Below are 21,961 nucleotides of genomic sequence, written 5' to 3'. Positions count from 1 at the left end.
TTCCTGCAGACCGGTAGGCCCGGTGGGCCCAGTGGGACCATCGGCCCCAGTGACGCCCTTTTCTCCTTGCAGACCGGTAGGCCCAGTGGCGCCATCGGCGCCGGTATCCCCCTTTTCACCTTGAGGTCCTGCAGGCCCATCGAAACCAGTGTCACCTTTTTCACCCTTAGGTCCTTCAGGTCCCAGAGGTCCCTGTTCGCCCTGGGGTCCCGGACATCCCATATCGCCCTGCGGCCCCTGAGGCGCAGTTGCACCGGGAGGCCCCTGCTCGCCCTGAGGTCCCTGCTCTCCGGCAAGCCCTCGTTCTCCTGGTTCGCCGCGATCTCCTTTTGGTCCCTGAGGGCCTGCGGGGCCAGGATCACCTTTGGGGCCTACAGGTCCCCGATCGCCCTGAGGCCCTATCGGTCCGGGATTTCCCTGAATGCCCTGGATTCCCATGGGGCCAGGATCGCCTTTGGGGCCTGCGTCTCCGCGTATTCCCTGAAGTCCTCTTGGCCCGGCTGGTCCGGCTGATCCTCTGGGCCCCTGAAGTCCAGGACACCCAGGATCCCCCTTGATACCTTGGGGGCCCATCGGCCCGCGTTCACCGCGCTGTCCCTGAGGCCCAGTTGCACCGGGAAGCCCCTGCGGTCCCTGAGGTCCCTGCACAGCAGCGGAAGATTCATTTGAGTTGCAGGAACAGTTATAACAGCGGCCATAATTATTGCCGTTATTCCCAAAACAATTCATAGTTTTTTCTCCTCAATTTAAAAAAGACTTTAATATTAAAATATGTGAATGTCCAGGTTTTGCTTCAATAAATTTGGACGAACCGGCAGAGATTTACCGAAATTTTTGTCCGTAGGGCATCTATTTTTCTGCATCTGCATAGATTTGGATCAAGTCTGAGCAGAAGGTGAATATCTGTGACAAGAGATCAGCTTTTCCAACTGAAAGATAAAGCGGCGTTTGTGTCGGAGAGGGTAGATATTGAAGCGGTGAATATGGATCAGGCTATGCCTGCTGCCTGGCGCGCAGAAGAATATCTGCGCCAGATCGGAAATCCTTATGCCTTCAAATGCGGAGAAATCTCAGTCAATGTATGCTTTGCTGAATCTGGAAGAACATTTCGTGAGGCTTTGGTTTCCTGTTTTGCAGCATCATTAGGAAAGAAGGCCAATATAGATAGTCTCTGATTTCTGGATTTTTTGGAGCGCATGTGTTCTATGGAAATAAAAAGGAGGCAGACTATGGCGCGAATCAGCAGACAGGGTTTCCAGAGTTCCGGAGCAGCTCCGGAGGATCTGCGTATCAGTATGGATTTGCAGAAATGGAGAATCTGTGTTTACGTGCGTCTTTCCAGAGAAGACGAAAGAAATATTTCTCGGAAAGGCGGACCGGAAAGCCAGCCGCAGAGCGAGAGTATTATGAACCAGAAAAGTATTCTCAGGTCGTGGATTGAGGATTATTTTGAACCTGGCAGCTATGAGATCGCCGGATATTTTGAGGATGACGGTCTGACTGGAACGGACGATGAGCGTGAGGGTTTTATGCGCATGGTCGGGACAATTGAGCGGGGAGAAGCAAACTGTGTGGTGGTGAAAACTCTTTCCCGCGCTTTCCGCAATTATTCAGATCAAGGTTATTACCTGGAAGAATTTTTTCCTTCCAGAAACGTGCGCTTTATTTCTACAATGGATTCTTTTGTAGATACCTATATGGATTCTGAAGCAATTTATAATCTGGATGTGCCGATGTATGGTTTATTAAATGACCGTTTTGCGGCGGCGACCTCGCGGTCAGTGAGAAGAACCTTTGATGATAAACGTTCTAAAGGGAAATTTATCGGTGCGTTTCCTCCTTATGGATTTTTGAAGGACCCAGAAGATAAAAACCATTTGATTCTTGATCCCGACACTGTGCCGGTCAAGCTGCAGATGAAAGATTGGCTGCTTCATGAAGGATTGAGCCTTGGCGCAGTGGCCAGGCGGCTCAATGCCATGGGAGTGCCAAATCCGGCCAGGTATAAGCAGATGAAGGGATGGAAATACTGCAACCCGCATGCGCGGGGCGGCCAGGGGCTCTGGTGTGCGGCCACGGTGAAAAATGTGCTGCTCACCCAGATGAATCTCGGTCACATGGTGCAGGGCAGGCAAAGAGTAATGAGCTACAAAATTCACGATAGAATTACCGTGCCCGAAAGCAGCTGGTTTGTAGTGGAAAATATGCATGAGGCTACGTTTACTCAGGAGGACTATACTGCTCTTTGCGCTCTGTTTGAAAGAAAGACCCGCGCCTCTGACAGCCGCGGTACGGTCCATAAATTTGCCGGGCTTTTAAAATGCGGATGCTGCGGGAGGGCGATGCACCGTTCCCATGTAAAAAACCATATTTATTATAAGTGTGAAACTAGAAAAAATAAAGGTCCGGCAGCCTGCCAGGTGAAGTCCATCCGGGAGGACAGACTGGAGCGGGCGGTGCTTGGAGCGATACAGGGACAGATGAAACAGGTGGAATCTTTGGAAACGGTCATAGAAGAGGCCGGAAAAAATTCGGATGCAAAGGACAGTATAAATCGCCTGGAAAAGCTGTTCTTGGATAAGGAGCGGGAATTGGAACGGATGCAGAACGTATTTGACTGCCTTTATGAAGACTGGAAATTTGGCGAGGTTTCAGAAAAGGAATACAGACGTATGAGAGAACGCTGCGAAACGAAAATGGATCAACTGAAGGCAGCCGCAGAAAAAATCAGAGAGGAAGCTGATAATTGCAGAAAGCAAGTATCAGAAGAAAACCCGCTGTTTGAAAGTCTTTTGCAATATGGAAATATAAAAGAACTGAGCCGTTCTGTGTTGCTTTCTCTAATTGATGTGATTTATGTACATGGAGCTTATAAAATTACAATTAAATTCAAATTTGAGGATGAACTGCTGCGGATAGCCAGGGCAACAGAGGGCTCTTTGGACAAAAGGACAGCGGATAAATAATTGCCGCCACCGGCCCTGCGGGCCCAACAGGCCCGGAAGGAACAGTTCCGGATCTCATTTTCGCTTCATTTGTAAATTATGGCGGATATTTTCCGGATGGGACTCTGATCCCCATGGGAACAGGCATCGCAGATCCCACCGGAAATATTACCCTCTCAGATCCGGCCCGCATTGCATTGGAACCAGGAATCTATGCTATTTCCTATCAGGTATCGGCGCTGCTTGCCGCCTCAGGATTTATGCAGGTGAGCCCCTATTACAATGGAAGCCCTCATCTGGAATATGGCATATATTTCATGACCGGCAGCGGACGTACCAGCGCGGCAGGTTCGGTTTCATTCCTCATTGAAGTGCCGGCGAGGACTGTTTTCACCCTGACCTTTAACAGCCCCGTCCGGGCTACAGAGGGAACACTAACAATGGTGATTTTTAAATTGAGGTAAGCTTCCTAACCTAAAACATTTCCGGAAGCCCTTGGCTAAGAGACTGCAGAACAAACTCCGGAGGCTATAGCCGTCAGGCATCGGGCCTCCGGAGTTTGTTCTGCAGTCTCCTTCCGGCTTCCCGGTTTTCTTGCCCATTCTCCGTTGAATTTGCAAAGGAAAAAGATTATAATAGAAATAATTCATAAAACAGCGGGTGAGGGCGGTACCCGCGGAAGGAGCGGACGATGGATTTCTATAATATGAGGCCGGAGGAAGCCGCAAGGGCGCTGCAGACTGATATGGAGAGCGGCCTGACCGAAAAACAGGTGTCTGAGAGGAAAGAGCAGTATGGGGAAAACAAGCTGAGAGAGAAGAAGAAAAAGACCAATCTCCAGCGCTTTCTGGCACAGTTTAAGGACGTGATGATTCTGATTCTTCTCGGGGCGGCGGCAGTATCATTCGTCACTGCCTGTATGGAAGGGGAGCTTCAGGAATTTTTTGAACCTGTGCTGATTCTGGCTATTGTTGTGATGAATGCGGTGATCGGGATGCTGCAGGAGAGCAGGGCGGAAAAAGCCCTGGAGGCTTTGCAGAAAATGTCCGCGCCCCATGCCAGAGTCATCCGGCAGGGAAAGGAGAGGATGGTTGAAGCCTCTGAACTGGTGCCCGGAGATTTGATCCGGCTGGAAGCCGGGGACTTTGTGCCCGCAGACGCCAGGCTGCTGAAAAGCGCGGGGCTGAAAAGCGAAGAATCTGCGCTGACAGGAGAGTCTGTGCCTGCGGATAAGGACGCAGAGGCGCAGATCCGTGAGAAAGCGCCTCTGGGGGATCGTGATAATATGCTGTTTTCCGGCTGCAGCATTACAAACGGGACGGCTCTGGCGGCAGTCACTGCAACCGGAATGTCTACGGAAATGGGCCGTATTGCGGATCTGCTGGAAAGAGAGAAAGACGATGAGACGCCGCTGCAGCAGAAACTGGCCAAGCTGGGAAAATATCTGGGCGTGATCGCTTTGGCTGCCTGCGCGGTGGTTTTCGCGGTGGGCCTGTATAATGGGATTCCGGTGATGGAGATCTTTATGACAGCAGTGTCCCTCGCGGTTTCAGCTATTCCGGAAGGTCTTCCAGCCATTGTGACCATTGTGCTGTCCATTGGAGTGCAGAGGATGGTAAAACAAAATGCAATTATCAGAAGCCTGCCGGCTGTGGAAACGCTGGGGAGCGCATCTGTGATCTGTTCGGATAAAACCGGAACCCTGACGCAGAACCGGATGACGCTGGTACAGGCATTTGCCGAAGGGATGAAAGAACCGGAAAAGATCGGCAGGAAAAATACAGAACAGATCAGGCAGCTGCTGAAGTATGCCGCTCTGTGCTGCGACGGCACTGTGGAGATGGAGGGAGAGGAGATCCGCCATATCGGAGACCCTACTGAGACTGCCATTGTGCTGGCGGCGGCCAAAAACGGTATGGAGAAAAGCGCGCTCTTCCGGGAGGCTCCAAGACTTGCGGAGATCCCTTTTGATTCTGACAGGAAACTGATGTCCACAGTACATAAGATGGGCGGAAGATATATTGTGATTGTAAAAGGAGCTTTTGATATTCTGGCCGGGCGGTGCAGAGAAGGAAATCTGCGGCTGGCGGAAAAAATCTGCGGGCAGATGAGCATGGCAGCCCTGCGGGTACTGGCAGTGGCGTGGAAGGAAATAAAAGAATTGCCGGATCAGCCGGATGCAGGAGAACTGGAGCAGGATCTGAATTTCCTGGGGCTGGTGGGTATGATTGATCCGCCCAGGCCGGAAGCGAAAAAGGCTGTGGAGGTCTGCCGCAGGGCAGGAATCCGCCCTGTGATGATCACAGGAGATCATGTGGCAACGGCCTCTGCAATTGCCGGAGAGCTGGGGATTCTAAAACCGGGCGGCCTGGCTGTGACGGGCGCACAGCTGGACGAGATGTCAGAAGAAGAGCTGGATGAGCGGGTGGAGCAGATTTCCGTGTATGCCAGAGTGTCCCCTGAGAATAAAATCCGGATTGTGAAAGCATGGCAGCGCAAGGGGCAGGTGGTGTCCATGACAGGAGACGGCGTGAACGACGCCCCGGCTTTAAAAGCGGCGGATATCGGCTGCGCTATGGGCGTGACCGGCACGGATGTGGCAAAAGGAGCGGCGGACATGACTCTCACCGACGATAATTTCGCAACGATTGTGGAGGCTGTCCGGCAGGGCCGGGGAATCTATGCCAATATCAGAAAAGTGGTGGGATTTCTCCTGGGAACAAATGTGGGAGAAATCTTGTCTGTGTTTACTGCTATGCTGCTTTGGCATAAATCTATCCTGCTGTCCATGCAGCTTCTTTGGATCAACCTGGTGACGGACAGCCTGCCTGCGGTGGCCCTGGGCATGGAAGCGGTGGAACCGGATGTGATGGATCAGCGACCGAAGCCCAGAAACGAAGGGATTTTTGCCCATGGTCTGGGGCTGCGCATTTTTCTGCAGGGAGTCATGTTTGCCGTGCTGACGCTGACCGGATTTTTTGCGGCGGAACGGATGACAGGGGATGTGGCGGCCGGCCGGACGCTGGCTTTTATGGTACTGTCCTTGTGCCAGATTGTACAGGTCTATAATATGCGTTCCGAACATTCTCTTTTTAAGACAGGTATATTTGGAAACCACAAGCTGAATTGGGCGGCCCTGCTGTCAGTAGTTTTGGTGGCTATCGTTCTGTTTACACCCCTGTCGTCAATTTTTGAGCTGGTGCGTCTGCCCTGGCAGCTGTACCTTCTGGGAGTAGCGCTGATACTGGTTCCGCTGCCGGTGATGGAGATCTCTAAGGCCTGCGGGCTCATCAAGCACCAGCATTGACCGGAACAGTGGTTTTCAAGTCCGCATTTTTATGGTATGATAGTGGGCATGGCGCGGCAGGAATCAGTTACAGGAGAAAAAATCGTATTATGATACAGGATATTGGAGAACATATTTATGACAATGCCTACCGGAAATCGGAGCCGTCGGAAGACAGCTTTGTGCTCTGGTATCAGGAAAGAGAAGTGCTGGTGCGCCGGAGCGGGGAGATGATTTCTTTTCCTGTTTTCGGGCAGCTGGTCCAGAACAACCAGAGACTGAAAGAACAGCTGACCTATCTGTTTTCTATAGACGGGAGAGAATATTTCCTTGCGGGGGATTTGGAGCTGCCTCCGGGAGAGGGATACTGTATGGTTTCCCAGGAGACGCTGCGGATGGCGGAACCCAGATATCTGGCATTTGCCGGAATCACCGGATTGCAGCTGAACCGCTGGTATGGGCAGCACAGGTTCTGCGGCTGTTGCGGCAGGGAACTGGAACAGGACGCAAAAGAGCGGATGCTGAAGTGCCCGTCCTGCGGACAGATGGAATATCCGAAGATATCCCCTGCGGTAATTGTGGGGGTGACGGACGGAGACAGGCTTCTGCTGACAAAATACGTGGGACGGACTTATAAAAAACATGCGCTGGTGGCTGGATTTGCGGAGATCGGAGAATCCATTGAAGATACCGTGCGCCGGGAGGTGCGGGAAGAGGTGGGCCTGGAGCTGGGGGACCTGCATTATTATAAAAGCCAGCCCTGGTCTTTTTCTGACACGCTGCTTTTAGGCTTTTTTGCGGAATTAAAGGGCTCTGACGAAATCTGCCTGCAGGAGGATGAACTGGCGGTGGGGGAGTGGTTTTCCAGAGAGGACATTGTGCCGGACGACGACACCTCCAGCCTGACCAATGAAATGATTCGTATGTTCAGGGAGGGAAAACTACCCTGGTGAGGAGGAATACCATGGAATGCAGAGAGGCGCAGAAGCTGATTCGGGATTATATGTACGGCCAGCTTCCGGCTGACAAAAAGGAAGATTTTGTCAGCCATATCAGAAGCTGCCGGGACTGTTATGAAGAACTGGATATTTATTATATGGTAGAAGTAGGGTTGAACGGCCTTCGGGACGACAGGCTGAATAACATGGACCTGAAAAACCGCCTGGAGCAGGAGCTGGAAGACCTGGAAACGGAAGTACAGCAGCAGCGCACCAATACTTTTTTCCGGTATTCCCTGCTGACGCTGTCCTACCTGGCCGCGGGAGTGATATTCCTGCTGCAGCTGCGCATCTGGCTGCTGCCCTAGGGCGTGAAAGAACTTTTTAAACACACCCTGGAAAACAATAGAAAACAGGAGAAGAATATGGAAGATTTTTTGCTGCTGATAGACGGCTCCAGCCTGCTGTCCACACAGTTTTACGGCAATCTCCCCAGGGAGATTCTGTTTGCGAAAACAGTGGAAGAGAAGGAGAAATACTATCACAAGATTATGATGACCTCTACGGGAGTGTATACCAACGCTGTTTTTGGTTTTCTGAGGACATTGTTTAAAATCCTGCAGGAACAGAAGCCCAGATATCTGGCGGTGGCCTGGGATCTGAGCCGGGATACCTTCCGGAGGGAAAAATACGCGGATTATAAAGCCAACCGGAGCGAACTGCTGGAGCCGCTGCGCCAGCAGTTCGATTTGTGCCAGAAAGTGCTGGGCCGCCTGCCGGTGGTCCAGCTGATGGATGAACGGTACGAAGCGGATGATTTCTGCGGCACCCTGTCGAAAAAGTTTGAAGGTCAGGTTCCTGTGAGGATACTGACAAAGGATAATGATTATCTCCAACTGGTGACAGAGCGGACAAATCTCTGGCTGATGCACAGCACTGCAGAAAAGACAGACGCCCTGTTTTCAAAATATCATATTGACAAGAAGACTGTAAATGTTCCGGAGCGGGCATTTTGTTTTACACCGGAACTGGTGGAACAGGAATTTGGCGTGAAACCCTGCCATATCAATTCCCTGAAGGGGCTGCAGGGGGACGCTTCCGATAATATTAAGGGTGTGTCCGGCGTGGGGCCGGTGGCTGCTGTAAAGCTGATTCAGGAATATGGGACGGTGGAAGCACTTTATGCGGCGATAGACGGTCTGGACGCGGCGGGGGAGAAGGAACTGAAAGAATACTGGAAAGAACATCTGGGGCTTAAGAGATCACCCCTGTCCTATCTGAAAAAGGAAAGCGATACAGAACTGGTGGGAAAGAAGGCTGCTTTTCTCAGCGAAGAGCTGGCCACCATCAAATGCGATATCCCGCTGGAACAGAGTCTTGGGGATCTGGAAGTGTCGCTGGACCCCCGAAAAGTGCAGGAAGTGCTGGATGAGCTGGAATTTGCGTCCCTGCACTACCAGACGGAGGAGCAGAAAAAGGAACAGGCCGGAAAGTGGAATCTGATCAGAGATTTCGGTGAAGCGGACCGGATTTTCCGGCAGGCCGGAAAGCAAGAGTCTTTGGGGCTGCACCTGATAGCGGAAAAGGGCCGAGTTCTGGCAGCCGCGCTGTGCTGGAAAGCCAGGGAGGCTTATACCATCCCGGCGGAGGGGATGGTCAGCCCCGAACAGCTTGCATGTTGGGTAAAAGAAACCCTTTGCGGGGTCAAGCAGGGATTTGTGCCGGATTTAAAGGGATTGCTGCATCTGGTTCCCGAACTCTATGGCTGCAGAGAGAAACAGAATCTGATGGATGTGGGCGTTGCGGCCTACCTGCTGAATCCGCTGCAATCCGGTTACAGCTGCCAGCAAGTTGCCAAACAGCTGTTGGAGGAGGTGATTCCTTCGGAAACAGACCTGTTGGGCAAAGGAGGATTTACGGAAGCGCTGGATCTGGAGCCAGAGCTGTTTTCGGAATGCGCGGGGAGAATGGCGGAAACGGCTTTTCTGGCAGGACCCGCCGCTCTGGCGCAGCTGCGCGAACAGGAAATGGAGGCGCTTTATAAAACGGTGGAACTGCCCCTGATCTACAGCCTGGCCAGGATGGAGGACGTGGGGATCGCCACCAGAAGAGAACTGCTGGAGGAGCTGAGCGAAAGGCTGTCAGGAGGCATAAGCCGTCTGGAAGAAGAAATCTATGAGATGACCGGAGCGAAATTCAACATTAATTCTCCCAAACAGCTGGGCGAGGTGCTTTTCGGTCAGATGAAGCTGCCCTTTGGAAAAAAGACAAAGACAGGCTATTCCACTTCAGCGGATGTTCTGGATAAGCTGGCTCCGGATTATCCTGTAGTAAAAAAGATTCTGGAATACAGGCAGCTGACGAAACTGAAGTCCACTTATTCCGATGGGCTGGTACAGTTCATCGGAGAAGACGGGAGAATTCACGGAACCTTTAACCAGACAATTACCGCAACCGGAAGGATCAGCAGCACGGAACCAAACCTGCAGAATATCCCGGTCCGCATGGAACTGGGCAGGGAAATCAGGAGAGTTTTTGTGCCCAGAGAAGGGTCCGTGCTGATGGATGCGGATTATTCCCAGATCGAGCTGCGGATTTTGGCGTCCATGTCAGGGGACAGCAGCCTGATCGAAGCTTACCGGGAGGCCAGGGATATCCACGCAGTCACTGCGTCCCAGGTATTTCATGTGCCTCTGGAAGAAGTGACGTCTTTGCAGCGGCGGAACGCAAAGGCAGTAAATTTTGGCATTGTCTATGGGATCAGCGCTTTTGGATTAAGTGAAGACCTGAGCATCAGCAGAAAAGAAGCTACTGAATATATCGAGCAGTATTTTGCCACCTATCCCGGCGTGAAGTATTTTCTGGATCAGCTGGTAGCGGACGCGAAAGAGAAAGGCTATGCGGTCACCCTGTTCGGCCGCAGAAGGCCTGTGCCGGAGCTGGATTCCTCCAATTTCATGCAGCGGTCTTTCGGGGAAAGGGTGGCGATGAATTCTCCCATTCAGGGAACTGCTGCGGATGTGATGAAGATCGCCATGATTCGGGTGGACCGGGCGCTGGAAAAAGCCGGGCTGTCCTCCAGAATCGTGCTCCAGGTTCATGACGAACTGCTTCTGGAAGTGCCTGTGGAAGAGCAGGAAGCTGCCAGAGAGATTCTGGAACGGGAAATGCGGGAAGCCGCGGCCCTGCAGGTTCCTCTGGAGGTGGACTGCAAAGTAGGCAACAGCTGGTATGAGACGAAATGACAGAGGATGACAGGATGAAAGTGATCGGAGTTACAGGAGGAATGGGCGCCGGAAAATCAGAAGTGCTCAGGATCATGGAGCAGGATTTCGGCGCCCGCGTGATCCTGGCGGACGAGGTGGGCCGCAGGCTGATGGAGCCCGGCGGCGCTACCTATGAAAAAATTCTGAGCGAATTTGGCAGGGAGTTTGCCGGAGCGGACGGAAAGATAGACCGGCAGAAACTGGCCCGGGAGATTTTCGGGGACGAGGAAAAACGCCGGAAGATCAACAGCATCGTCCACCCTCTGGTGCGGCAGGAGATTGAAGAAGAGATCGCGGAGGCGAGGGCGGAAAAACTGTTAAATAACAGGGGGGTACCCTCCTGCATCGCGGTGGAATCCGCCCTTCTGGCAGAGGGAGGGCTTGAAGGCTGCTGCGATACTCTGTGGTATATTTATGCTTCTCCTGAGACCAGGATCCGCCGGGTGATGGAAAACAGAGGCTATACCAGAACAAAGGCAGAACAAGTGATCAACAGCCAGATGGAAGAGGAAGAATACCGGCGGATCTGTTCCGTTATGATCGATAACAGCGGGGCCCTTTCGGATACCAGGAGCCAGGTGTCCTGCGAAATGCGTAAAATTCTTGACAATTCCGGCCGGATGAACTTATAATGTACAGGTGTATCACAGAACGGATACGAAGGAGGAAACAGGATGAGATTTGTCAGCCTGGCCAGCGGGAGCAGCGGGAACTGCACTTATATCGGGACAGACAGGACACATATCCTGATCGACGCGGGGATTTCCTGCAGGAGAATTGAGCAGGGTGTGGAAAGTCTGGACGTGAAGGCTTCGGAGCTGGACGGAATTTTTATCACTCATGAACATTCCGACCATATCTGCGGGCTGAAAATCCTTTGCAAGCGCTATGGCGTGCCGGTTTATGGAACGGAAAGGACGCTGGAGAGAATCAGGGAATCTGATAAAAAGGGAGAGATAGATCCGGAATTGTACCATCCCCTGGAGGCGGACTGTTCGCTGAAGCTGGGAGGGTTAGAGGTGATTCCCTTTCAGAATTACCATGATGCGGCCGACCCGGTAGCCTATCGGGTGGAAACAGAGGAGGACGGCAGAAAAAAATCCGCGGCGGTGATCACTGATCTGGGGCATTATACAGATTATACGGTGGACCATCTGAAGAATCTGGACGGAATCCTGATTGAAGCCAACCATGATATCCGCATGCTGGAAAGCGGCAGCTATCCCTATTCGCTGAAGCGCCGCATTCTTGGAGATCTGGGCCACCTGTCCAATGAACGGTCAGGCCAGCTTCTGACAGAGCTGCTCCACGACGGATTGAAACAGGTGCTGCTGGGCCATCTGAGCAAAGAAAACAACTATGAAGAACTGGCGTATGAAACTGTGCGCCTGGAAATCACCATGGGGGACAACCCCTATCAGGCCGGCGATTTTGATATCCGCGTTGCAAGGCGGGATATGCCGTCTGAAACGATTCTATTATAAACCCGGGAGAAGGAGAAGCTATGAGCAAGGCGATTATTACAGTAGTAGGTATGGACACAGTGGGAATCATTGCGAGGGTATGTACATACCTGGCAGAAAGTAAAATTAATATTCTTGACATATCGCAGACAATAATCCAGGAGTATTTCAACATGATGATGATCGTGGACTACAGCAGTACGGAGAAAGATTTCGGAACTGTAGTGGACGATCTGGAAGCCCTGGGAGATGAGATCGGCGTGCGCATCCGCTGCCAGAAGGAAGAAATTTTTACGAAAATGCACCGCATCTGACCCGCAAAGGAGAAATATCATGCTGAACATATTTGAAGTCAATGAGACAAACCAGATGATTGAGCAGGAACAGCTGGATGTCCGCACCATTACCATGGGAATCAGCCTGCTGGACTGCTGCGACAGAGACCTGGATAAGCTGAATGAAAATATCTACAGGAAAATCACCACATATGCGAAGGAGCTGGTTTCCACTGGGCAGGCGATTGAGCGGGAATATGGCATTCCTATTGTTAACAAGCGCATCTCTGTAACGCCCATCGCGCTGGTGGGCGGCTGCGCCTGCAAGAGCAGCCAGGACTATGTGACAATTGCCAGAACCCTGGACCGCGCGGCTCATGAAGTGGGCGTGAATTTTATCGGCGGTTATTCCGCGCTGGTGAGCAAAGGGATGACGCCTGCAGAAGAACTGCTGATTCGTTCCATCCCCCAGGCCCTTTCCGAGACGGAGCGGGTTTGCAGCTCTGTTAATGTGGGTTCCACGAAAACAGGTATTGATATGGATGCCGTCCGTCTGATGGGAGAGATGATCAAAGCCACCGCGGAGGCCACCAGAGAGAATGATTCCATGGGCTGTGCAAAGCTGGTGGTATTCTGCAACGCGCCTGACGACAACCCGTTTATGGCGGGCGCTTTTCATGGCGTGACAGAAGGAGACGCTGTGATCAATGTGGGCGTCAGCGGCCCGGGCGTGGTAAAATGCGCACTGGAACAGGTGCGCGGCGCGAATTTTGAAGTGCTGTGTGAAACAATTAAGAAAACTGCTTTTAAAATCACCCGCGTGGGCCAGTTGGTGGCCCAGGAAGCCAGCCGCCGGCTGGGTGTGCCCTTCGGGATCATCGACCTGTCTCTGGCTCCTACCCCTGCGGTAGGGGACAGCGTGGGGCAGATTCTGGAAGAAATCGGCCTGGAACAGGTAGGAGCGCCCGGCACCACCGCAGCGCTGGCGCTGCTGAACGATCAGGTGAAAAAGGGAGGAGTGATGGCTTCCTCCTATGTGGGCGGATTGAGCGGGGCTTTCATCCCGGTCAGCGAGGACCAGCATATGATCGACGCGGCTGCCTGCGGCTGCCTGACGCTGGAGAAGCTGGAAGCAATGACCTGCGTATGTTCCGTGGGCCTGGATATGATCGCGATTCCGGGGGATACTACTGCATCCACGATATCCGGGATCATTGCAGATGAAGCCGCCATCGGCATGGTGAACCAGAAAACTACAGCTGTCCGCGTCATTCCCGCTGTGGGAAAGAGCGTGGGAGATACAGTTGAATTTGGCGGATTGCTGGGCTATGCTCCCGTGATGCCGGTGAACACCAGATCCTGCGAGGCATTTGTCACCCGGGGAGGACGCATTCCGGCGCCCATACACAGCTTTAAGAACTGAGAAAGAAGGAAACATGGATAAACAGCAGGGAAACAGGAAAAACAGAAGTACCCGCTGGAAAAAACAGCGGAATAAACTGATCTTCATGTATACGGGGTTGGGATTGATGGTGGTGATCGTGATTGCCGCAGTGCTTTCTCTGACCAGAAATCTGATTTTCAGCGGAGGTCCTGACCCCACTGCTGCCACCGGAGGTCTGGAAGCCGGGTTAAACCAGGGCTACAGGCCCTCCGGCGCAGACGATCATGAGCCCACAGCGGAAGAGGTAGAGGAGTTTTATGATAATACCTTATTCATTGGGGACTCAATTATCGTCGGGTTCGGCAGGTATCTGGAAGCGCTGAATTCTGACTGCCTGAGCGGTCCCGAAGTGGTGGCGTCCGTAGGCTACAGCCTGCAGGAAGCGCTTCTGCCGCTGGAAGACTGCAAGCGCCATCCGGAGTACAACGGGACGCAGATGACGATATTTGACGCTGTATCCCTCATCCGGCCGGAAAAAATTGTGCTGTCTTTTGGACTGAATGACTTGAATATGAATACGGTCCCGCAGATTGTGGAGAATTATGGGAAAGTGATTGAAAGACTGCGCCAGATTAATCCAGAGGTCCAGATATATATCATCAGCTGTTCCTGGGTTTTCCGGGGCAGAGAGAGCGCAACGCTGAACAATAACAATGTGAAAGAGCTGAACCGCCAGGTTTCAGAATTCTGCGCAAAGAACAAGGTCGGCTTCATCAATATGGCGCCGTATCTTTCAGATGAGAGCGGGTATCTGTATTCTGGATATACATCAGATTTCTATATTCATCAGAATGCCAACGCCTATCAGACCTGGGTGCAGCTGCTGCGGAGATACGCCTACTGGCAGCTTTGCGGGAAAGAAGCCCCGGAAGAGATGTTCCCCATTACAAAACCCGGGCCTGTTGTAAATATTCCGGACGAGACCTTGTCCCCTACGGAGCCAATTGTGATCAAGCCTGAAAACACCGCTCCTGTTGTACCTCATACCACTGTGGCTCCTACTCCGGAGCCCGGCACACAAGAACCGCCCACGAACCCGGCTACTGAACCTCCGGCTACCGAGGCGCCCACTACAGCACCGGCAGAGACTTCTACTGCGGCCGAAACGCCGGCTCCGACAGAACCGCCGGAAACGAAACCGTCCGCAACGGCAGCCCCTACCGAGGCGCCGGTAACGACCACTGCACAGCAGAACAACGAGACGGATTTCAGCGCGGACGCGCCGGAACAATGATAATGTTACGATTATAAAAATGCGGGTCTCCTATGGCAGCTGTACCATAGGAGACCCGCGTTTTTCATTGCATGGGAAACTACGCTCCCTATGCAACAAAACCTTTCGGGGAATCGGTGTTTTCAAAGTGTCAAATCAGCGGTCCGGGCTCCCAGAAAACGGATCAGATCCTCCGGAGCTGCGATGATCTGCCGTCCGCGGCATCCGGCGCTGATATAGACACGGTCAAACAATATAACTGTTTCATCGAAAAATACAGGATAGTTTTTCTTCATCCCAACAGGAGAACATCCTCCCCGCATATATCCGGTAAGGTCCTGAAGTTCCTTTACATGAATCAGCTCCACCCTTTTGTCCCCGGCCAGCGCAGCCGCTTTTTTCAGGTTCAATTCTTCCGGAACAGGGATGCAGAATACCAGTATGCCCAGCCGTTCCCCCCGGGCCACCAGCGTTTTGAACAGCTGCTCTGGAGGAAGCCCCGTGACTTCCGCTACATGGCTGCCGGAAAGGTCAGACTCATCCACCGAGTATTCAATCGTTTCATAGGGAACGCCTGCCTGTTCCAGCAGCCGCATGGCATTCGTCTTAGCGGGCGGTTCATATGTCTTTTTTGCCAAGTCCGTCATCCCCTTCTGTCTCTGTTTCCATATTCCTGTTTAAAATAACAAGCTGCCGCCGATATTCATTGGGCAGCTCTGTCCCAAAACGGGTATATACTGCCAGACGGTATAGATCAGCAGCATGGACGTCCTGCTCCAGCTGCCGCTGCCAGATTGGCTGAAGAAATTCTTTTGCATCCGCCATTTTGCTGATGAGCGGGATACGTCCCTGTTCCTTAATGGCGCGGAGAAGATCAGTCCGTTCTTTTTTAAAGCCCAGAATCCGGGCATAACCGGTATACCCGGAAGCTTTGTATTCCGCCAGGTCTCTGCGGGTGATTTTCAGCAGGCACTGCATGAGTGAGCGGCTGACCCGGGTTCTGGTATATTGTTTTGTATTCAGTAAATCTGTCCAGCCGGAAAAACTGCGGAACGCGCCCCGCTCATTGAAGATACGGGCAGCCATATCAGGGGTCATGTCTCCGAACCGGGAGGGATCAGATTCGGAAAGAAGACAGTAGTTGAGCATCAGAGAAAAATCCTCTGAAGACACAGGGTAAATTTTGCCATATTCCTGTTCCAGGAGCCGGTATACTTCCGGAGGAACGGATTCCTTAAGGATTGACAGTTCCCGGGTGGTTTCCAGAAGGCTCCGCAGAGCCGAGGCTGAGTTCATATGCCCTTCAATTTCCTTACTGTGGTATTCCTGGCCCGCGCGCTTAAGCACATAGGGCTTTATGGAGCTGTTCTGCGTCAGCAGGGCTTTCAGGTATTCTATGCCCAAAATATTGTTGGGAGAGGACATGGCGTCAGTCAGAATATAAATATTCTGAATCGCGCTCAAATGAATCTGCTCCTGCATCATACAGGCGATCAGTGCGTCGCTGCGGGCCGCGGCAAAATTTTTCCCTTCACGGAGACTTTTCTGAAGGCTGTCAGTAAAGGCTTCCGGCTCTCTGGAAAGAATCCGGGCAAGGGCCTGAAGGGTGGTCAGATCAGCGGATTCGCTGCCGAAGCACAGAGCGTCTACAACGCCCAGCCGGTTCAGAACAGAAACCGCGCCCTGGGCAAAATATTCCGCGCTGCCGCAGGAAAAACAGGCCGGCAGTTCCAGAACGAGATCCGCGCCGCAACGCAGAGCCGTCTCTGCCCTCACATATTTGTCCAGAACGGCAGGAGCGCCTCTCTGCACAAAATCTCCGCTCATGACAACGACACAGGTATCTGCTCCTGTCATTTTTTTTGCCTGTTCCATATGATAAGCGTGTCCGTTGTGAAACGGATTATATTCCGCGATAATTCCTACTGTTTTCATTAGAAATACCTGCCTTTGATCATTAATAAACTACTGTGTTCAGTGTATCACATAAGGCCCTCTTGCGCAATAAGAGGAGCGCAAAAACTGCTGGTAAAACAGACTGTGCTGTGGTAGACTGAAGAAAAAAGAGGGCCAGAGGAGGGAAAGATGAAGTTTCATAATGGACATTGGCTGAATCAGCGGGGGACAGCTGTATTTTCCCCTAAAAAAGTATGGTTTGTAAGGAAAGTAAGCAATGGGCTGGAAATCTGCGCGCCTGCCGGGCGGGTAGAGGAACGTGGGGACACTCTGGGCGGGGTGAATCTGACGCTGCGTGTCACCGCTCCTGCCGAAGGGATTCTGAAAATGGAAGCGCTTCATTATGCGGGCGCGGCAGAAAAACAGCCTGTATTTCAAGTAAATGCGCAGGAGGGGTTTCTGCCTGAAGTTGAAGAATCAGAACAAAAATTAACGGTGCGCAGCGGTTCCCTGCGCCTGGAAATCAGCCGGGCCGACTGTGAGATGCGCTATTATGAGGGCGATCAGTTTCTGGCATCCGAAAGCGGGCTGGCCTATATCAAAGAAAACTGGGCGGGGCTTTACTACGATCCAGGCACAGAGAACGCCTGGATGAGGCAGGGCCTGTCTCTTTCTGTGGGAGAGCTGATTTACGGGCTGGGAGAGCGGTTTACTCCTTTTGTTAAAAACGGCCAGTCCGTAGAAATCTGGAATGAGGACGGAGGAACCTCTACAGAACAGGCTTATAAAAATATACCATTTTACCTTTCCAGCCGCGGATACGGCGTGTTCGTGGACCATCCAGGAAGAATCAGTTTTGAAGTGGGTTCTGAGATCGTAACCCAGGTGAGTTTTTCCGCCCGGGGTGAATCTCTGGCTTACTATATGATTGCCGGACCCACCATGAAAGAAGCTCTGGGACGGTATACCCGGTTTACCGGTAAAGCAGCCCTGCCTCCGGCCTGGACCTTCGGATTGTGGCTGTCCACCTCCTTTACCACAGATTATGACGAAAAGACAGTCAGCCATTTTGTGGACGAGATGTTCCGGAGAGACATTCCCCTCAGCGTGTTCCATTTTGACTGCTTCTGGATGAAGGAATTCTGCTGGTGCGATTTTACCTGGGATGAGCGGGTTTTCCCGGACCCTGCGGGAATGCTGGCCAGGCTGCATGAAAAAGGCCTGAAAATCTGTGTCTGGATCAACAGCTATGTGGGTCAGGAGTCCATTCTGTTTGAAGAGGGAAGAAGGAACGGGTACTTCCTGAAACGTCCTGACGGCAGCGTGTGGCAGTGGGATATGTGGCAGCCAGGCATGGCGTTGGTGGACTTCACCAACCCGGAAGCCAGAGAGTGGTATGGGCAGAAGCTGGAAAACCTGCTGGATATGGGCGTGGACTGCTTTAAAACAGATTTCGGTGAGCGCATCCCCACCGACGCAGTGTATTATGATGGATCAGACCCGGAAAGAATGCACAACTATTATACGTATCTCTATAATAAAACTGTATTTGAAGTATTGGAGAAAAAAAGAGGAAAAGGGGAAGCGGTCCTGTTCGCCCGTTCCGCCACTGCCGGCGGCCAGCAGTTCCCGGTGCACTGGGGCGGAGACTGCTGGTCAGATTTCCCCTCCATGGCGGAGACGCTGCGGGGCGGGCTGTCTCTGGGCATGAGCGGGTTTTCCTTCTGGAGCCACGACATCGGAGGCTTTGAGCAGACCGCGACTCCGGACGTCTATAAGCGGTGGGTGGCCTTCGGACTGCTTTCCAGCCATTCCAGGCTGCACGGAAGCTCCTCCTACCGGGTGCCCTGGGCTTATGACGAAGAGGCGGTGGATGTGCTGAGATTTTTCACTAAGCTGAAGCACAGCCTGATGCCCTACCTGTACAGCCAATCCGTACAGTGCTGTGAAAAAGGACTGCCCATGCTGCGCAGCATGGCGCTGGAATTTCCGGAAGATCCTGCCTGCGCGTATCTGGACCGGCAATATATGCTGGGGGATTCCCTGCTGGTCGCTCCTGTATTCTCTGAAGACGGAACTGCCCAATTTTACCTGCCGGAGGGGTTGTGGACAGATTTTCTGACAGGAGAAGAGATCCAGGGAGGAAGGTGGCTGAAGAAACAGTACGGCTATCTCAGCCTGCCCCTCTACGTGCGTCCGGGCACCCTGCTGCCTGTAGGAAGCGGTGAAAAAGGAGCTGTATATGATTACGGCCAGGCAGAATTAAGAGCCTATGGTCTGAAAGAAGGATCGGGGGCGGTGACCTTAGTTTATGACACAGCCGGAAAACTGCTGTATCAGGCAAAAGCAGCCCTTCAGGATGGAAAAATTACAGTGACCAGAACGTCCGGGGACTGAAACAGGACAGGAGAGGCGATGGAAGAAAAATACTTAAAGGCCATAACCACTGAAAATAATATATACAGAGAATTACAGCAGGAGGTCCAGGTACCTGCGACCACAAACACAGGCTGGAAAGAGCTGGATGAAGCTTTAGACTGGCTGTGCATGGGGGCGGAAAAAATCCTGGATTTTGGCTGCGGAAACGGAAGCATGCTTTTTCACTGCGCATTGAGGGGAACAAAAGAGCATCTTGGCATAGACTTAGCGGAAGAAGGGATACGCCTGGCGCGCCTGCGCGCAGAAAAAATGCCTGCAGGAAACTATCGCTTTCTTGAAGGCAGCTCAGAGGCCTTGTCCGGGGAGCCGGATTCCTCTGTGGACAGCGTTATTTTGTCCAATATTCTTGATAATTTGTATCCCGAAGACGCAGAAACCGTCCTGAATGAAGTCAACCGCCTTCTGCGCCCCGGCGGAAAGCTCATGGTGAAGCTAAACCCCTTTCTGGCAGAGGAACAGATTACAGAATGGGGAATCAGAAAAATAAGAGAAGACCTGCTGGACGACGGCCTGATCCTCTGGAACAGGAGCACAGAAGCCTGGCAGGAATACCTGAAACATTGGTTTTCCGCAGAATCTTACGCCGAGATGTGGATCCCGGAAGCAGAGCAGGTCAACAGAATATTCTGCCTGAGAAAAAAATAACACGTCTTCCCACATCAGTTGCGGCAGAGAAAACGGAGGAGGCTATTAGCCGTAAGGCATCGAGCCTCCGGAGTTTTCTCTGCCGCCTCTCTACGACTCCAAAGCTGCAAGATCTAACGGCTCATAATGGTTGTGTCCCGGCAATCGCTTTTTGTAATTCCAACACTTAATTGCCTCTTCCAAAGTTTTACCCGGATTATTTGCAAAAAAATCCCGGATATAGGTATTATACTCAAACTGCTTATCAATAACTGTTTTTCCCTTTTTCTTATCCTCAAGGATTTGATCATAGGCGGTAATTGCTTCTCTATAAGTTTTTCCGGCATTAGCCTTTAGCCACTTTTGAAAAGCCACATTAAACGAAAAAGCTTTCCCGATATGTTCCTTAAAAAATGCTCTATGCCTTTCCGAACAAACAAAGTCAGCTTCAATCTTTGCATCTTCAGTGATTTCTGATATTTCTGCGGCGGTTCTCTTTCCTGTTTTTGCGGGCATAACTTTTCCAGTATCCAGAAAATATGCAATCCTCTCTGCTATTTCTATTTTCCCGCCAGAAACAGGCAGGCCGTTTTTCCTGCAAAAGTCCACTAATTCCTCTTTTAAATAGTAAAAATCACGAAATGTTCTGCTGTCTAAATGTTTGTCTAAAGAAGGTCTTTCTATCATGGTTTACCTCGCTTTCAGCTATATTTGTCTGTATCCCTGCTGCGGTTGGGATTTTTCAGCAAGTCCATCATTTCGTCCATTTTTTCCTGGCATTCGCTGCATTCTCTATCATGGATAGAGATAATACCGGCGCATTTTGGACAAGTATATTTTTCTTTCTGCATTTCCATGAATAATTCCAAACCATGTTCCTGAACAAATCCACTATTTTCCAGAAGACTTGTCCGATACCTTTGGATATAGCTTTTTTCCAGATTTTTTATAAGCTTACATGGAAAAACGGAACATTCAAAACAGTAAGACAGCTCTTTTTCTTTTATGCAGTCCTTTATCCTGCATTTTCGGCAATGCTCAGGCTTTCCCATATCGCCGTTCAAACATCCCGCACATGGCTTTTTATGGTAACAATGTTTGTAACAAACCTTACAGTTCATTCCGCATGGAGCGAACATGGCATGATCAATATTTTCGCTTGGCATTTTCATAATTTATTCCCTTTTGCAAAATCCACCATTTCATTTTTGTGCATTTCATTATACCACAATCACAAAGGCGTGGAAACAGCAAGTTTCCGGGCTGATTTCCTACGTCTTGGAAAAATAATATGCTGCAGGGAATTTAGCTAACTCATGGCGGCCGGAAGCCCTTTGGCAGGGAGGCGGCAGACAAAACGGAGGAGGCTATTTGCCGTAAGGCATGGAGCCTCCGGAGTTTTCTCTGCCGCCTCTTCGCGACTCCCCCCATTGGTCACAAAAATATGATTTAAAAATTCCGCGGCATCCTACGCGCATAAATTGCAGTTCCCAGATCGCAGACGCCGTCCGCCACCAGAGCAGTGCCAAAAAACATGATCACAGTCTTGGCGGTGTCAAAAGGATTCGCAGCGATCAGAAATCCCAGAAACATGGGAACCAGAACAGAAATGGCCAGCGCCGCTGTCAGGGGGCTTCTGTCCTGCAGCGCCGCGATGAGAAGCGGCAGCTTTCCAACGCCGTCCAGCAAAAGAATGATGCCCAGCACCATGGGCAGGATGGAAAGGACAGTCAGTGGGAAAAAGCAGCAGAACAGGGTAAAACCAAAAAACGAGAAGCCCAGGATCAGGTCTTTCAGAGAAGAACAGCCTTTTTTTCTGCAGCTGACATAATAAAAAAGGCGGCCGGCGGCATAGATCAGGCTGCCCCCTGCCAGGAACCAGCAGAAAACAGTGCCGGTGATGCCCGGAAATATCAGCAGCATTGCGCCCAGAAAAACATAGAGGCATGCCGTCCATACAGAAGCGCTGCGGGACCAGAAAAATCGAAACATATGTATTCCTCCTTACAGTTTGAGATAATGAAATGAGCGGGAACTCTTTTCTATTATCTTATGTGAAAAAAGGAAAAGTGACCGCATTTTGAGGACAGAAAAAAAGAATGACCGGGACGGGAAAGCCCCTGTTTGCCGATACAAAACTTTACTCAACATATAAATGCCGGAATGCGAAAA

The 21,961-nt window shown here is 51.6% G+C and carries 19 protein-coding genes and 1 pseudogene; 14 read left to right on the top strand and 6 right to left on the bottom strand.

Annotation, left to right across the window (positions count from 1 at the left end; genetic code table 11):
* Positions 1-729, bottom strand: a pseudogene (locus EV209_RS00530) (collagen-like protein); the annotation flags it as partial.
* Positions 730-905: 176 nt separating this feature from the next.
* Between EV209_RS00530 and EV209_RS00525 the strand changes: the two are divergent.
* The 12 genes from EV209_RS00525 to EV209_RS00470 all read left to right on the top strand — a co-directional run bounded on the left by EV209_RS00525 (position 906) and on the right by EV209_RS00470 (position 14,851).
* On the top strand, positions 906-1,175 hold the full coding sequence (locus EV209_RS00525) for a DUF6870 family protein (RefSeq protein WP_130432015.1): 270 nt from the start codon (positions 906-908) through the stop codon (positions 1,173-1,175).
* Positions 1,176-1,229: 54 nt separating this feature from the next.
* Positions 1,230-2,966 carry a recombinase family protein gene (locus EV209_RS00520; RefSeq protein ID WP_165388763.1) on the top strand — a complete coding sequence of 579 codons (1,737 nt, stop codon included), beginning with the start codon at positions 1,230-1,232 and terminating at the stop codon, positions 2,964-2,966.
* Positions 2,967-3,079: 113 nt separating this feature from the next.
* On the top strand, positions 3,080-3,409 hold the full coding sequence (locus EV209_RS00515) for a hypothetical protein (RefSeq protein WP_130432011.1): 330 nt from the start codon (positions 3,080-3,082) through the stop codon (positions 3,407-3,409).
* A gap of 227 nt (positions 3,410-3,636) precedes the next feature.
* Entirely contained in the window at positions 3,637-6,252 is a 2,616-nt protein-coding gene (locus EV209_RS00510) for a calcium-translocating P-type ATPase, PMCA-type (RefSeq protein ID WP_130432009.1), read from the top strand.
* 89 nt (positions 6,253-6,341) lie between these two features.
* Positions 6,342-7,184: an NAD(+) diphosphatase gene (gene nudC / locus EV209_RS00505; protein WP_130432007.1), complete on the top strand. Its 843-nt coding sequence runs from the start codon at positions 6,342-6,344 to the stop codon at positions 7,182-7,184.
* 11 nt (positions 7,185-7,195) lie between these two features.
* Entirely contained in the window at positions 7,196-7,537 is a 342-nt protein-coding gene (locus EV209_RS00500; RefSeq protein ID WP_130432005.1) for a zf-HC2 domain-containing protein, read from the top strand.
* 57 nt (positions 7,538-7,594) lie between these two features.
* A complete protein-coding gene (gene polA, locus EV209_RS00495) occupies positions 7,595-10,414 on the top strand; it encodes a DNA polymerase I (RefSeq protein WP_130432003.1) in 2,820 nt (939 codons plus the stop codon).
* Entirely contained in the window at positions 10,411-11,067 is a 657-nt protein-coding gene (gene coaE, locus EV209_RS00490) for a dephospho-CoA kinase (RefSeq protein ID WP_130432001.1), read from the top strand. The genes polA and coaE overlap by 4 nt, the downstream gene beginning before the upstream one ends.
* A 42-nt stretch (positions 11,068-11,109) precedes the next feature.
* Complete coding sequence (locus EV209_RS00485) at positions 11,110-11,919, top strand: MBL fold metallo-hydrolase (protein WP_130431999.1); 810 nt, start codon at positions 11,110-11,112, stop codon at positions 11,917-11,919.
* Between the two features lie 20 nt (positions 11,920-11,939).
* Positions 11,940-12,212: an ACT domain-containing protein gene (locus EV209_RS00480; protein ID WP_130431997.1), complete on the top strand. Its 273-nt coding sequence runs from the start codon at positions 11,940-11,942 to the stop codon at positions 12,210-12,212.
* 19 nt (positions 12,213-12,231) lie between these two features.
* Entirely contained in the window at positions 12,232-13,596 is a 1,365-nt protein-coding gene (locus EV209_RS00475) for a PFL family protein (protein ID WP_130431995.1), read from the top strand.
* Between the two features lie 13 nt (positions 13,597-13,609).
* Entirely contained in the window at positions 13,610-14,851 is a 1,242-nt protein-coding gene (locus EV209_RS00470) for a GDSL-type esterase/lipase family protein (RefSeq protein WP_130431993.1), read from the top strand.
* A gap of 122 nt (positions 14,852-14,973) precedes the next feature.
* On the opposite strand, the gene ybaK is transcribed toward EV209_RS00470, so the two are convergent.
* Together ybaK and EV209_RS00460 are read right to left on the bottom strand one after the other, a co-directional pair.
* Complete coding sequence (gene ybaK, locus EV209_RS00465; protein WP_243647512.1) at positions 14,974-15,426, bottom strand: Cys-tRNA(Pro) deacylase; 453 nt, start codon at positions 15,424-15,426, stop codon at positions 14,974-14,976.
* A gap of 22 nt (positions 15,427-15,448) precedes the next feature.
* Positions 15,449-16,765 carry a nucleotidyltransferase gene (locus tag EV209_RS00460; RefSeq protein ID WP_130431989.1) on the bottom strand — a complete coding sequence of 439 codons (1,317 nt, stop codon included), beginning with the start codon at positions 16,763-16,765 and terminating at the stop codon, positions 15,449-15,451.
* Positions 16,766-16,915: 150 nt separating this feature from the next.
* Between EV209_RS00460 and yicI the strand changes: the two genes are divergently transcribed.
* A complete protein-coding gene (gene yicI, locus EV209_RS00455; RefSeq protein WP_130431987.1) occupies positions 16,916-19,123 on the top strand; it encodes an alpha-xylosidase in 2,208 nt (735 codons plus the stop codon).
* A gap of 18 nt (positions 19,124-19,141) precedes the next feature.
* Complete coding sequence (locus tag EV209_RS00450; RefSeq protein ID WP_130431985.1) at positions 19,142-19,810, top strand: class I SAM-dependent methyltransferase; 669 nt, start codon at positions 19,142-19,144, stop codon at positions 19,808-19,810.
* A 90-nt stretch (positions 19,811-19,900) separates the two neighbouring features.
* Here the strand turns inward: EV209_RS00450 and EV209_RS00445 are convergent, their stop codons facing one another.
* The 3 genes from EV209_RS00445 to EV209_RS00435 all read right to left on the bottom strand — a co-directional run bounded on the left by EV209_RS00445 (position 19,901) and on the right by EV209_RS00435 (position 21,781).
* Entirely contained in the window at positions 19,901-20,476 is a 576-nt protein-coding gene (locus EV209_RS00445; RefSeq protein ID WP_130431983.1) for a DUF6434 domain-containing protein, read from the bottom strand.
* A gap of 14 nt (positions 20,477-20,490) precedes the next feature.
* Positions 20,491-20,961 carry a DUF3795 domain-containing protein gene (locus EV209_RS16910; RefSeq protein ID WP_130431981.1) on the bottom strand — a complete coding sequence of 157 codons (471 nt, stop codon included), beginning with the start codon at positions 20,959-20,961 and terminating at the stop codon, positions 20,491-20,493.
* Between the two features lie 277 nt (positions 20,962-21,238).
* Positions 21,239-21,781, bottom strand: a complete 543-nt coding sequence (locus EV209_RS00435) for an HdeD family acid-resistance protein (RefSeq protein ID WP_130431979.1) — start codon at positions 21,779-21,781, stop codon at positions 21,239-21,241.
* Positions 21,782-21,961: the final 180 nt, after the last annotated feature.

Origin of the sequence: Cuneatibacter caecimuris (genome assembly GCF_004216775.1) — a bacterium.
Lineage (GTDB): Bacteria > Bacillota > Clostridia > Lachnospirales > Lachnospiraceae > Cuneatibacter > Cuneatibacter caecimuris.
The sequence above is the reverse complement of the archived record's forward strand: the minus strand, read 5'-3'. Positions and strand labels throughout refer to the sequence as shown.